This is a genomic window from Flavobacterium sp. 38-13 (assembly GCF_001899155.1).
GTDB lineage: Bacteria > Bacteroidota > Bacteroidia > Flavobacteriales > Flavobacteriaceae > Flavobacterium > Flavobacterium lindanitolerans.
Genome location: NZ_MKVG01000020.1, coordinates 93,969 through 107,982, shown reverse-complemented (window position 1 = coordinate 107,982; position 14,014 = coordinate 93,969). Strand labels below are relative to the sequence as shown.

Sequence of the window (14,014 nt, the reverse complement as noted above, 5' to 3'; positions counted from 1 at the left end):
CATGATAACCCTACTCTACCCATATCGAAACCGAGAAATACAGCGTATACAGCGTTCTATGGATTCGTTGGCACAACAAAAAGTACATAACTTCAATGTAGTGTTTATAGATTATGGATCTGAAGATGGAATTGCAGCAGAAGCAAAAGCTCTGGTTGAAAAATATGATTTTGCTTCCTATGTTTATCTGTACGCCAAAAACCAACCCTGGAATAAATGCAAAGCCTTAAACTATGCCATAAAAAAGCTGGGGGAAGGCTATTGTTTTGTTGCCGATGTCGATATGATTTTCCACCCTGAATTTACTTCTGTTTTGGAACAGTGTTTAGACGCATATACAGCCACTTATTTTCAGGTAGGGTTTCTTTCAGAAAGCGAAACAAAAAAGAATGTGGCTTTTGAATCCTACCAGGTTAACTTCAAAACCAATGAAGAAGCTACAGGAATGACGCTCTTTCCGGTTTCCTGTCTTAAAAAAATAAACGGATTTGATGAGTTTTTCCATTTTTGGGGAGCCGAAGATACGGATGTTCACAATCGACTGAAAAATGCAGGATGCAAAGTAAATTTTTATGATAAAAAGCTGTTGATGTTGCACCAATGGCACCCAAATTACCGTCAACGGGAAACCAAAACGCTTAATAAGGAATTACAACTTTCCGGAATTGTAGAAATAAACCAACAGCATCTGTTCCATAACCAAAAAGGAAACATAGTCCAGGTCAATCCAAAAGATTGGGGGCATATAATGGACAAGGCAGAATGGGAAGAATTGCAGGCATTTCCTGTCACTTTGTTGTCGAATGAAAAACAGCGGATTGATTATTTTCTTTATCAGCAATTACCGAATTCTGTGAATGGGATTCTGGCAGTAGAGATAAAAGAAAACCCTGTTCAAAACAATTTCAAATACAGGCTTAAGAAAAAAATGGGTAAAAAAGTTCCGCAATTTTACAGCCTAAAAGAAATCAATGACCAAATCCTGTTGCATATCGTTTCATTTTACCATACAAAACCCTACATTTATCAGGTCAAAGAAGATTTGAAAACTATCATTTTTAAAATAAAAACCTAAACCGGTTCATGTCCCAAAACGGAAATATCAGGCTTTTTTGGTGGAGCGAAATCCAGCTCGCCGGTAAGAAAAAGGAAAACTACGGAGATTTAGTAGGCCATTATTTAGTCGAAAAAATTTCCGGTAGGAAAGCCGTTTGGACACATCCTAAAAAACGTTCATTTTTAGACCGATTTAAAACCGTGTATTTCACAGCGGGAAGTATTCTGACACAAGTGAGTGGAGAATGCGTGGTTTGGGGAAGTGGCATTATTTCAAAAGAATATAAAATAAAAAAAGCCGTATTTTTAGCCGTTCGCGGACCGCAAACACGCAAGCATCTGATAGCACAGGGATATGATGTTCCGGAAATTTACGGAGACCCGGCGCTTTTATTACCGGTATTTTATAATCCGGAAAGGGAAGTGCAATATGATTTGGGAATAATTCCGCATTATGCCGATTACCAAATCGTTACAGAACTATATAAAGACCAAAAGAATGTTTTGATTATAGACCTGATGACCAATGATGTGGAAAGTGTGACCAACCAAATTTTGAAATGCAGAAAAATACTGTCTTCATCACTACACGGAGTCATAGTAGCCCATGCCTATCAGATTCCGGCAGTTTGGGTAAAGTTTTCCGAAAATGTTTTTGGAGACGGAATCAAATATCAGGACTATTTCGAATCGGTTGGAATTGAAAATTATACGCCGGAATTTCTGACGCAAGCTCAGGACAATAACCAGACAGAATTACTTTTTAGCCAAACAGATTCACTTCCGAAAGCCGAAAAAATCAAAGAATTACAAAATAAGTTGATGGACGTATGTCCTTTTAAATAATAAGTATGGCCAAAGTAATCTTGATATCACAACTCCCATTGCCTTATCCTAAAATAGGAAGCTGGACTACTCTGTATCAGAATTACCTGAATGGCGACCATGCGATTGATTATATCATTTGCGAACAGCCAGACGAACAATTCCAGAATGTGGAATACGGTATCGTCAGTCAGACGCTTACGCTCAAGCTCAAGAAAAAATATCAGAAGAATAATTACATCGGTTATATCGAAACTCTTGAGAAAATAGTACTATCAGGAGAAAAATATATCATCCAGATTGTCGATAATTTCGGAATAATCAAACCATTACAGGAATTTTTAGAATCCAAAGGGAAAAGAAACCAATGCTATATTCAATTTTTCTATCATGGTTTTGCTCCTTTTTATGGCAATTTCGAAAGCAGAAATTTCTATGAGTTTATAGACGAAATGGTACTTTTAACTCATGATAGCTATAAAGCACACAAAAACTATTACACCATATTGCCTTGCCGCTTTTCCGTATTGCATAACGGAATCGATAACAGCAAATTTTTTAAAGTTTCAACGGAACAGAAACAAAAGTTACGTGAAAAATTAGGACTGACATCAAAAACTGTTTTTATCTGGTGTTCACAGGACCGTCCTAAAAAAGGATTAGACCTGATATTAGATGTTTGGAGCCGGATTTATGAGAAACATACAGACTGTACTTTGTTGGTAATAGGTGCAAAACGAGATAAAACCTTTGCCGGAGTTTCTTTTTTAGGGAAAATCCCGAATGATGAATTGCCCCAATATTATCAGGCGGCAGATGCCTATCTTTTTCCAACCTTATGGCATGAAGGCTTCGGACTAAGCCTGATTGAAGCACTCCATTGTGGCTGCTATAGTATAGCCTCTGCTTTGGGCGGTGTTCCGGAAGTCTTACAGCATGGTGATTTAGGAAGACTGATTGAAAACCCCCATTTTATTGCCGAATGGGTAGATGCGATAGACGAATTTTTGTTGGAGAAGAAAGAATATCCTTCACTTCCCGAAGAACTCTATTCAAAAACAGCGTGGAATAAAGGCATGAACGAAAGAATTGCAGAAGCTAAAAAAAGTTTAGGACGATGAAAACGATAGTCATAATTCCAGCCAGAGGCGGATCAAAAAGATTGCCGGGAAAGAACCTGAGGTTGCTCGACAGGCTTCCGTTGATAGCACACAGCATCTTATATGCAAAAGCAAATTCGGATAGTATTGATGCCGTTTTTGTAAGTACTGACGACCCTGAAATAAAAAAAACAGCTCTTGAGTACGGTGCAGAGGTAATTGACAGACCGGCACATTTAGCGGGTGACCATGAACCTACAGTAACAGCATTGAAACATGTTCTTGAATCTTTAGAAAAAAGACCTGAAACAGTAATCCTATTACAGCCAACCAATCCGTTACGTCCGGAAAAATTGCTAAAGCAGGCTATTGAAATCTATAAAAAGGAGAAATGCGAAAGCCTTTTTACGGTAACACGCAGTCACCATAAACTTGGAAAAATAAATAACAATAAATTTGTACCGTTTAATTATAAACCGGGACAACGAAGCCAGGATTTAGAACCGCTCTACTTTGAAAACGGACTGCTCTATATCTGCAAATCCGATTTGATTTTAGAAGATACAATTATCAGCGAAAACGCCTATCCGCTACTGGTAGAACATGTCTTTGCCCAAGTCGATATTGATACGGCTGATGATTTTGATTATGCCGAATACATCTACCAAAAAAATAAATAAAACAGAATACGATATAATGAACCCCTACATAGAAATCGCAGGAAGAAAAATAGGATTGGATTATCCGCCGTTGGTGATAGCCGAAATAGGAATCAATCACGAAGGCTCGCTTGCCGTTGCCAAAGAAATGGTTGATGCGGCACACAGGGCTGGAGCCGAAGTTGTAAAACACCAGACGCATATTGTTGAGGACGAAATGAGCGGAGCAGCCAAAAAGGTTGTTCCGGGAAATGCAACGGTTTCTATTTATGAAATCATGGAACGCTGTGCGCTGAATGAAGCCGAAGAACTGGAGTTAAAAGAATATGTAGAAAGCAAAGGCATGATTTTTATCTCAACGCCTTTTTCGCGGGCTGCGGCAGAACGCTTAAAGAAATTTGATATTCCTGCCTATAAGATAGGTTCGGGAGAATGTAATAATTATCCATTGCTGGAGCATATTGCCGGTTTTGGAAAGCCGGTCATATTAAGTACCGGAATGAACACGATTGAAAGCGTCAGAAAAGCCGTTGCTATTTTTGACAAGCACAACATTCCCGTTGCACTTTTGCATACCACTAATCTATATCCAACACCTATTCATTTAGTGCGTTTTGGAGCGATGACAGAACTGCATCAGGCTTTTCCGGATAAGGTTTTCGGGTTGAGTGACCATACGCTAAATAATAACGCCTGCTTGGGTGCTGTGGCTTTGGGAGCTTCTATTTTAGAACGGCATTTTACAGACCACATGAATCGTACAGGGCCGGATATTGTTTGCAGTATGGATGAAACAGCCTGTAAAGAACTGATTACAGGCAGCAATGAAATCTGGCAAATGCGGGGTGGAAGTAAAGAACCCGCAAAAGAGGAACAGGTTACGATCGATTTTGCTTTTGCGACAGTCTGTTCTATCAAACCAATTGCAGCAGGAGAAGTTTTTACCAAAGAAAATATCTGGGTAAAACGTCCGGGAACCGGAAAAATACTCGCAGAACATTTTAATGATATTTTAGGCAAAAAAGCAACAAGAGCTATCGGGAACGATGAACAGCTAGTTTGGAATGATATTCAGTAAGCCGTGAAAAAAATACTTTTTCTTACAGGAACCCGGGCTGATTTCGGGAAGATAAAATCGTTAATCCAGATATTGGAAAAAGACCAGAATTTTGTGCCCTATATTGCCGTAACCGGAATGCACCTGCAAAAAGAATACGGTTATACACTTATTGAGATTGAACGCTGCGGTTTTAAAAACATCCATACGTTTTCGAATCATACCCACGAAACAACGATGGATCTCACGCTGGCAAAAACAATAGAAGGTTTGTCTGCTTACGTCAAAGAATGCCAACCGGACCTGATTATTGTTCATGGCGATAGAGTAGAGACTTTGGCCGGAGCCATTGTAGGTTCGCTTAATAATATTCTGGTGGCGCATATTGAAGGCGGCGAGATTTCAGGAACTGTCGATGAGCTGATTCGTCATAGCGTGAGCAAGCTTTGCCATATCCATTTTGTATCTAACGAACAGGCTGCCAAAAGACTGATTCAGATGGGGGAGTTGTCTTCTTCCATCTTTACCATCGGTTCTCCGGATGTAGACATTATGTTTTCTGAAAACCTTCCTGATTTGGAAACCGCAAAAACATATTACGATATTGGATTTGACAATTTTGCTATTGCCATGTTCCATCCCGTAACAACGGAAGCAAAATACATGATGGAATATGCAGCTAATTTCACACAGGCCTTGCTCAATGACAATCATAATTATGTGGTTATCTATCCAAATAATGATTTGGGCAGCAAAGCAATACTAGATTCCTATCAGCAATTAAAAGACAATCCGAGGTTCAGGATATTTCCTTCGCTTCGATTTGAATATTTCCTGACCTTGCTGAAAAATGCGCAATTCATTATAGGCAACAGTAGTGCGGGAATCCGGGAAGCTCCGTATTATGGCATTCCGATTATTAATATCGGAACGCGTCAGCAAAACAGGGCGATACATTCTGAAATTATCAATGTAGATTATAGTGTTGAAGCCATAAGCAATGCACTCAAGATTGTTGACGACCATACAGTTAATCTGGAAAAAGAAGATTTTGGTGCCGGAAACAGTGCCGGATTATTCCTCAATTCATTAAAAAATCAGGATATTTGGCAGCTGAATCATCAGAAGCAATTTAGGGATATTGATGTACAATAAAAAAATCTTCATATTACTGCCGGATGGCATTGGCCTGCGCAATTTTGCGTATTCTCATTTCCATGAATTAGGACAAAAAGAAGGATTTGAACCGGTTTTCTGGAACAATACACCTTTTGATTTGAAAACATTGGGCTATGAAGAAGTAAAAATTCACAGGGCTAAAACACATCCGCTGACTGATATTTATAAAAATGCCCGAAAACACATAGAACTAAACCTGAACATCCAAAAAAGTGGTGATTCGGATTACGATGCCTATCGTTTTCCATTTTCGTATAAAAACCTGAAAAGCTCTCTAAAGAGTATGGCCACTCGCGTAATTATTGCGGTCCACTCATCAGGAAAAGGATTGGAAAAAGTTCGGGAAAAGATTCAACAGCAGGAACGAAAAACCGATTTTTATCGGGATTCTTTAGCTACATTGCAAAAGGAAAAACCGGCCATGGTTTTCTGTACGAATCAGCGTCCGGTTCTGGCCATTGCGCCACTTCTGGCAGCCCGTGATTTAGGAATCCCAACGGCTTCTTTTATTTTTTCATGGGACAATCTTCCAAAAGCGACTATGGTTGTTGAAACCGATTACTATTTTGTATGGAGCGACCATATGAAAAAGGAACTGCTTTATTATTACGACTACATACGTCCGGAACAGGTTTTTGTAACGGGCACACCGCAATTTGAATCCCATGCCAACAAAGCGACTATTCAGTCAAAACAGGCTTTTTTTGAAGCAAATGGCTTGGATAGTGCAAAAAAATACATTTGCTATTCGGGAGATGATATTACGACTTCTCCTGATGACCAACAATATCTGGCAGACACGGCAAAAGCGGTCCGTGCATTAAATGCCAAAGGGTATAACTTAGGAATCCTGTTCCGTCGTTGCCCAGTCGATTTCTCTTCGCGTTACGATTCGGTATTGGAAACCAATAAAGATTTGATTGTCAATCTGCCACCATTGTGGAAAAAGATTGGAGAAGGCTGGAATACTATTCTGCCTACCCGGGAAGATGTGGTCTTGCAGCAGAACACGATTTTCCATACAGAAATGGTGGTCAATCTGGGTTCTTCAATGGTTTTTGACTATGTGTGCTATGATAAGCCTTGCTGTTTCGTAAACTATGATACCGATCGTACGATAGGAAGCAACTCATCAGTCAAAAAGATTTATAACTACGTCCATTTTCGTTCCATGCCGCATAAAAATGCCGTTATCTGGTTGGATAAGCCTGAGGAAATAGGTGACCGTATTGAAACTGGCTTACTAAATCCGGAATCGAATGTCGCTGCGGCAAAAGAATGGTTTCAAGTAATTAACGAACAACCCATTGAGGATGCTTCGGCACGCATTTGGGAAGCCATACGCAACATAATCCGCTAGAATATGTTCTTCAATTCCCTGTCGTTTGCTGTCTTTCTTCCTGTAGTTTTTTGTCTTTATTGGTTTGTATTCAAAACATCCAAAAAAGCACAAAATGCATTGCTGATTATAGCAAGCTACTATTTTTATTCGTGTTGGGACTGGAGGTTTTTGTTTCTCCTGATTTTCTCAACCGGACTGGATTATTTTACAGCATTAAAAATAGAAAACAGCCAATCTAAAGCTAGTAGAAAGACATGGTTTTGGATTAGCGTTGGCGTAAATCTCGGATTTCTTGGCGTATTCAAATACTATGATTTTTTTGCAGTTTCCTTTTCTGAATTGTTGAAAGGATTTGGTTTGCAGGCCAATCCGTTACTTCTCAAATTGGTTTTACCCGTTGGAATTTCATTTTATACCTTTCACGGACTTTCATATATCATCGATATCTATAAAGAACGTATCCGGGCCGAACGGAATTTTATTGACTATGCGCTTTTTGTAAGCTATTTTCCATTACTGGTAGCCGGACCAATTGAAAGGGCAACGCATCTTTTGCCCCAGGTAAAAGTCAAAAGAAATTTTGACTATCAGCAGGCGAAGGAAGGACTACATCAGATTTTATGGGGATTGGTCAAAAAAATAGTCATTGCAGATAGTTGTGCCCAATATGCCAATGCTGTTTTTGACAATTATGAAAACATGAACAGCCTGTCGCTTATGCTGGGAGCAGTTTATTTTGCTTTCCAGATTTATGGTGACTTTTCGGGTTATTCTGATATTGCTTTAGGAACTTCTAAACTTTTTGGTATCAACTTGCTCAAAAACTTTGATTACCCTTATTTTTCACGGGATATTGCAGAATTCTGGCGGCGGTGGCATATTTCACTTTCGTCCTGGTTTCGGGATTATCTTTATATACCGTTGGGAGGTAGTAAAGGTGGAACAGGAATGAAAATCAGGAATACATTTGTCATCTTTTTGGTAAGCGGCTTTTGGCATGGTGCCAACTGGACTTATCTGGTTTGGGGATTCTTAAATGCATTGTATTTCCTTCCGTTGCTCCTAAGTAAGAAAAACAGAATACATACCGGAAATATTGAAAATGTAAATCCGGTTCAGGCACTCAAACTGATTCCTCAAATCGGGCTGACGTTTCTATTAACGTGTTTTGCCTGGATATTTTTTAGAGCACCAACAATCACCGAAGCATTCGGATATATACAGAGAATGTTTACCAACTTGAAATTCAAAAGCCAGTATTTTAGCATTGAACGCTATAATTATGAACTGCTGCTCATGATTTTGTTGTTTGTTGGTTTTGAATGGTTCAACCGCTATAAAGTTGAACCAATTTCCGGACGATACGGCTATCTGAAAATTGCTTTAGCCATTGCGGTTTTATTGTTGTTTGGAGTGTATAGCGAGTATAAAAGTTTTATTTATTTCCAATTCTGATGAAAAGATTTCTGCTCCATCTGCTTAAGGTTTTTATCGGTTTTATAGCCGTTCTATACCTGTTGGATTATGCTTTCACGGCTGGATATGTAAATAGCAAACCCAGAAATAAAATAGCATTGGCCTATACCGGAAAACCTCAGGACTACGATGTAATTTTCTTAGGTTCGTCGAGAGCCAACAACCATTTTGTTCCGCAATTGTTTATCGATAAAGGCTATTCGGCTTATAATTTCGGAATGAGTGGTTCCCGATTGGAAGAGAGTGCTTTGTTACTGGAACTTTTATTGGCAAAAGGAACAAAAATTAAAAACCTTGTCGTTGAGGTAGACCTGAATATCAATTCCAACGGATTTTCTGAAGGTACCCGCGCTTATTTCTATCCTTATTTGAAAGAGTCGGTTCAGATTAGAGACTATTATAAAAATATAGAAGATTTTGACCAATTGTATTACCTGCCATTTTACCGCTATCTGAAATATGATGCTAAAATAGGAAGCAGGGAATTGTTTTTTACGATAGCGGAGAGACCATCAAAATCCTTGCAACGTCATGGTTTTTATCCGTTGAAAGGAAAAGGAAAAAACATGAAGTATGACCTTTCAAAATACAGTCCGAAGCGAAATACGGCTTATGAAAAGATTAAAAAAATCTGCAGGGAAAATAACATACGATTGATTGCTGTAACAACACCCATGTGCGAGAATGTAAAAAATGCTGCATATTTTGAAGATGTTGTCAAATTATATCCGGAAGTTCATAATTTTGAAGCTGTAGTAACCAGCGATGATTATTTTTCTTCCTGCGGACATATGAACGAAAGAGGAGCTACCGTCTTTACACAGTTTCTTTTAGATAAATTTTTTCAATGATGCACATAGCTTTTCTAACACCGGAATATCCTCATGAAAAGGTTCGCCATGCTGCCGGAATCGGAACCAGCATCAAAAATCTTGTTTTGGCTTTGCATAAGGAAGGAATCAAGGTTTCGGTTTTTGTGTATTCCCAAAAAACAGATGAAATTCTGGAAGAAGACGGCATAAAGATTCATCTGATACAACATAAAAAATACAAGGCTTTTGGTTGGTATTTTTACAGAAAGCACCTCCAGAACTATCTTAATCGTTACATTACAAAAGATAAGATTGATTTGGTAGAAGCTCCGGATTGGACAGGAATTACAGCCTTTATGAATCTGAATGCGCCTTTGGTTATTCGTTTTCATGGCAGCGATGCCTATTTCTGCCGTTTGGAAAACCGAAAACAGAAACGTAAAAACTTTTGGTTTGAAAAACTCGGATTGGAAAAGGCAAAAGCTTATATCGCGCCAACACAATTTGCGGGCAATCTTACAAAAGAGATTTTTAAAATCAAGGGCAAACTTATTCAAACTTTGCATTACGGAATCCAGCTTTCTGATTTTTCAAATGAAACGCCGGAGGATTTTGAATCCGGTCTGATTTTATATATCGGGACTATTATCAGGAAAAAAGGCGTGTTGGAACTTCCTGCTATTCTGGAAAAAGTTGTTGCAAAAAATCCGGAAGCACATCTTTTATTAATCGGTTCTGATTCGTATGATTTGCAAACGCAATCATCATCAACCTGGCAATTGTTGCATTCCATGTTAAATGAAACGCTAAAAGAGAAAGTCAGTTATTTGGGAAGAGTGCCTTATAATGAGATTCGGAAACATATCAAAAAGGTCAATGTATGCGTATTCCCGACTTTTGCCGAAACTCTGGGTATGGTAACGATAGAATGTATGGCCATGCAAAAGGCTGTTGTGAATAGTAATATCGGTTGGGCAAAAGAATTGATTATTGATGGAGAAAGCGGTTTTTTGGTACATCCAAAAAACCATACAGTATATGCTGAAAAAATAAACGAACTGATTACCGATAAAAATCAGGTGTTGCAACTTGGCAAAAATGCCAGGACACGTGTGGAGCATGTTTTTGATATACGAAAAACAGTCCTGCAAAATATTGAATTCTATAAGCAGCAGTTATGATTATTCTCTACCACCAAAATAATGCAGTAACACAGGTCTGGAACGATATTTTACAGGAAGACGTTCCGGTTCGCCTGGCTTCCATTGCAGATACGCTGTTTGAAGTAGCACATGCGTTTCCTGAATCGCTGTTGTTTTGGTGTCATGAATCACAACGCAATTATTTTAATAAGGATAGTGATAGTATTGCTGCTATTTTCCATCATAAAAAAATAATGGCTTTTTACAATCCGGCAAAAGAAAACTATTTTCCGGATACTATCGGATATGTAGACGAAAGCCTTTTTGCCAATCCAAACAAGAATGAAAAGTTCTCAACCTGGTTTGCCAGTGCTGCCATTGGCGGAATAGCTAGTGAAGTGCTTTTACGTTTAGAAAAAGAAATTGTGCAAGATAAGGATTTCGATTATTTCCTGCATTCTTTAGCGAAGCTATGGATGCCACACGGACTTTTGTGTTACTCGGAACCCCGATTGCTTTTGCATTCTAATACAGACTATAAAACTCCAAAAGCGACTACAAAAACTGTTTTCAAATTTGTACGCCAGCATTACAAGTTCCGATGGTTATTTCTTTTACGGCTTAATTACGTCTTGTACCAAAAATCGGGGCATTCAAGAGCCTTTTTTCAAAGCTTATTTTATAGTAAAAGAAAAACAGACGGCAAGCCTTTAGATACTCTTGTGGTTCAATCTTCAAGAAAAATTATAAACAAAGCAACGGTTGATGTTGTGATACCAACTATTGGAAGGGAACAATATCTGCACACGTTTCTATCTGATTTGGCAGTTCAAACCCAATTGCCACGAAAAGTTATTATTGTAGAGCAGAACTCTGCTGAGGGAAGCCAAAGCAATCTGGATTTTTTGAAAAATACTTCCTGGCCTTTTGCCATTTCGCATACGTTTACCCGTCAGGCAGGAGCCTGCAATGCCCGTAATATTGCCCTGGCGCAAATTGAAAGTGAATGGGTTTTCTTTGCGGATGATGACATTCGCATTGGTGAAGACTTTTTGGAAACGGCTTTCAGTCAGATTACCAAATACGGAAATGAAGCCAATACGCTTAGCTGTTTGCAGCTAAATGAAAAAACCGTATTCGATACTGTGTTTCAATGGAAAACATTTGGTTCCGGTTGCAGTATCGTAAAAGCCGAAACCGTAAAAGGACTCCAATTTGACTTGCGTTTTGAATTTGGTTTTGGTGAAGATTCCGATTTCGGAATGCAACTTCGAAATAAAGGATATGATGTATTGTACTTTCCTTTTCCCCAAATACTACACTTAAAAGCCCCAATAGGCGGTTTTCGTACCAAACCTGAATTGGCATGGAAAAATGAGAAACTACAGCCAAAACCATCACCTACAGTGATGCTTTACAGATTATTGCATCAATCAAAAACACAACTGCAAGGTTATAAAACGGTTTCTTTTTTTAAGTTTTATAAACACCAGCCTATCCGGAATCCATTTCGCTATTATAAAAACTTCAAAGCAAAGTGGGCAGTAAGCCTTTTATGGGCTAATAAAATTAAAAACAGCTAAGTTGTTTACCTGATTTATTCTGGAAAATCGACTCTTAAACATTATCTCTAAGAGTATAGAGAAATAATTTAGAGTAGAATAGGTCTTTGTTATATAAAAAAATAATATCTTTGCAGCTAAGATATTTAGTTGCTAATATAAATTAATATGAACGATTTACTCCAACAATTCAGATTGGCGAGCCGACAATATTCTGACGCTTCGATTTTTATGCATGAAGCAGTTGCCCGCAAAGCAGGCCTGGCAGGTTCTGATCATAAATACCTGGGACTTATTCTACAACATAAAGAATTGACGGCAGGTGAACTTTCTAAATTGACAGGATTGACTACCGGTGCTGTTACCGGATTAATTGACCGATTGGAGAAAAAAAAGCTTGTGAAAAGAAAATTTAGCAGAGACGATAGAAGAAAAGTAATCATCGTACCTGATGAAGAAAATGCCATGAAATTATTACAGCCACTTTTTGAGGAACTCCAACAAAAAACTACAGCATTGATTACTTCTTTTTCATCCTCGGAAATGGAATCCATAAAACGATATTTTTTGGAAGCCACTGCCATAATGAAAGAAGTAACCGATTCGATGAATCCTAAATCAGACGATTAAAATGGAAAATATTACGACAAGCTACCTGTCAAGAGCAGAGCTATGGCTCTGTATTACGACCCTTATTTATTTTATGATGAACGGGGCACAAATTTTTGAAACCTTGCTTTTTGTTCCAAAATGGACAGTTTCGCCACCGGATAATTTCAAACTTTTATTAGACGGACAGGGGAGCAGTCTGAAAATTTTCTGGATAGTGTTCCATTCCCTGCATGAAATTACTTTTTTGCTGGCGTTGTATTTCTGTTGGAAAATCGACCCGATACGGAATTGGCTTTTAGTTTTGCTTGCCATCCACATCGCTGTCAGGATTTGGACACTTTCTTATTTTGCACCTGCTATTATCGATTTCCAAAAAATAGCAATTGCATCCAATGGAACTAAAGATTTGCTCAGCAGGGTTAAGCTTTGGCAAACGCTCAATTATATACGGGTTTTTATTTTTGTAGCCGTTTCACTGGGATTAATACCGTTATGTGTTCGATTATTTAATATGCGTCATTAAATAGCATTGTTTCCTATGCAACGATAACAATCGATATATACAGGCTATGTACTTCCCAGCCTAAAGATTGGTATAGTTGTTTGCCTTCTTCAGTAGCTACCAGGACGTTTTTGGTAATGCCCTTAGCGAGTACTGTTTTTTCTAGTTCTTTTATGATTGTGGTAGCAAGGCCTTTTCTTCTGTGATTGATGTCTGTTATGATTCGGTCGTATACTGCTATATCATCAACAAGTACGACATGGCCAATAGCAACCTGTTCGTTATTCTGTGTTAGGATTTTGACTACGAAAGTTGAATTATAGTCGTAAAATTCGAATTTGTACTCAGTATCAAGATGACGATTCGGAAAAACCATTGGCTCTGAACACACCATAAAATAGCCTTGCGGTTGGAATGTCCACTTTTCAGAAACACGACCCTTTATTTCTTCAGGAGAGGCAAAGGTTTTTAGAAAAATCCAGGGTTCGTTGATTATATTAGAAAGTTCAATAAAATCCTCATTAAGTTCTGCAAATACATACCTTTCTTTTTGTTTCACATCCCCAACTTCAACTTTAAAACCAGATTTGTATGCAATCGGCAAAGGCAATTCTCTTGACAGCGACCAGGCGGTAAGCCATTTTTTGAGTATATCAGGAGAGTTGTTTTTCATAAGGCGTGGGTAGATAT

Annotated in this window: 14 protein-coding genes; 13 read left to right on the top strand and 1 reads right to left on the bottom strand. The window is 38.4% G+C overall.

The features are described 5' to 3' along the window. Position 1 precedes the first annotated feature (1 nt). The 13 genes from BGO88_RS15085 (at position 2) to BGO88_RS15025 (ending at position 13,345) form a co-directional block, all read left to right on the top strand. Positions 2-1,075 carry a glycosyltransferase family 2 protein gene (locus BGO88_RS15085; RefSeq protein WP_286707425.1) on the top strand — a complete coding sequence of 358 codons (1,074 nt, stop codon included), beginning with the start codon at positions 2-4 and terminating at the stop codon, positions 1,073-1,075. 8 nt (positions 1,076-1,083) lie between these two features. After that, positions 1,084-1,902 carry a polysaccharide pyruvyl transferase family protein gene (locus tag BGO88_RS15080; protein WP_286707424.1) on the top strand — a complete coding sequence of 273 codons (819 nt, stop codon included), beginning with the start codon at positions 1,084-1,086 and terminating at the stop codon, positions 1,900-1,902. Between the two features lie 5 nt (positions 1,903-1,907). After that, complete coding sequence (locus BGO88_RS15075; RefSeq protein ID WP_286707423.1) at positions 1,908-3,002, top strand: glycosyltransferase family 4 protein; 1,095 nt, start codon at positions 1,908-1,910, stop codon at positions 3,000-3,002. Then, positions 2,999-3,661, top strand: a complete 663-nt coding sequence (locus tag BGO88_RS15070; RefSeq protein WP_286707422.1) for an acylneuraminate cytidylyltransferase family protein — start codon at positions 2,999-3,001, stop codon at positions 3,659-3,661. Before BGO88_RS15075 ends, BGO88_RS15070 begins: the two co-directional genes overlap by 4 nt. A gap of 16 nt (positions 3,662-3,677) precedes the next feature. Next, complete coding sequence (gene neuB, locus BGO88_RS15065) at positions 3,678-4,718, top strand: N-acetylneuraminate synthase (RefSeq protein ID WP_286707421.1); 1,041 nt, start codon at positions 3,678-3,680, stop codon at positions 4,716-4,718. 3 nt (positions 4,719-4,721) lie between these two features. Continuing rightward, positions 4,722-5,852, top strand: a complete 1,131-nt coding sequence (neuC, locus tag BGO88_RS15060) for a UDP-N-acetylglucosamine 2-epimerase (RefSeq protein WP_286707420.1) — start codon at positions 4,722-4,724, stop codon at positions 5,850-5,852. After that, positions 5,842-7,236, top strand: a complete 1,395-nt coding sequence (locus tag BGO88_RS15055; RefSeq protein WP_286707419.1) for a UDP-glycosyltransferase — start codon at positions 5,842-5,844, stop codon at positions 7,234-7,236. The genes neuC and BGO88_RS15055 overlap by 11 nt, the downstream gene beginning before the upstream one ends. Positions 7,237-7,239: 3 nt before the next feature. After that, positions 7,240-8,673 (top strand): MBOAT family O-acyltransferase, encoded by a 1,434-nt coding sequence (locus BGO88_RS15050; RefSeq protein WP_286707418.1) that lies wholly within the window; start codon positions 7,240-7,242, stop codon positions 8,671-8,673. Then, the gene (locus BGO88_RS15045) at positions 8,673-9,545 is read left to right on the top strand and encodes a hypothetical protein (protein WP_286707417.1); all 873 of its coding nucleotides are present in this window, start codon (positions 8,673-8,675) and stop codon (positions 9,543-9,545) included. Before BGO88_RS15050 ends, BGO88_RS15045 begins: the two co-directional genes overlap by 1 nt. After that, positions 9,542-10,687, top strand: coding sequence for a glycosyltransferase family 4 protein (locus BGO88_RS15040; RefSeq protein WP_353743418.1), 1,146 nt, complete (start codon positions 9,542-9,544; stop codon positions 10,685-10,687). Before BGO88_RS15045 ends, BGO88_RS15040 begins: the two co-directional genes overlap by 4 nt. Beyond that, positions 10,684-12,231, top strand: a complete 1,548-nt coding sequence (locus BGO88_RS15035; protein ID WP_286707416.1) for a glycosyltransferase family 2 protein — start codon at positions 10,684-10,686, stop codon at positions 12,229-12,231. Before BGO88_RS15040 ends, BGO88_RS15035 begins: the two co-directional genes overlap by 4 nt. 147 nt (positions 12,232-12,378) lie before the next feature. Further along, entirely contained in the window at positions 12,379-12,840 is a 462-nt protein-coding gene (locus BGO88_RS15030) for a MarR family winged helix-turn-helix transcriptional regulator (protein WP_286707415.1), read from the top strand. Position 12,841: 1 nt separating this feature from the next. Further along, on the top strand, positions 12,842-13,345 hold the full coding sequence (locus BGO88_RS15025; protein ID WP_286707414.1) for a transposase: 504 nt from the start codon (positions 12,842-12,844) through the stop codon (positions 13,343-13,345). Between the two features lie 13 nt (positions 13,346-13,358). On the opposite strand, the gene BGO88_RS15020 is transcribed toward BGO88_RS15025, so the two are convergent. Continuing rightward, positions 13,359-13,997 (bottom strand): GNAT family N-acetyltransferase, encoded by a 639-nt coding sequence (locus BGO88_RS15020; RefSeq protein WP_286707413.1) that lies wholly within the window; start codon positions 13,995-13,997, stop codon positions 13,359-13,361. Positions 13,998-14,014: the final 17 nt, after the last annotated feature.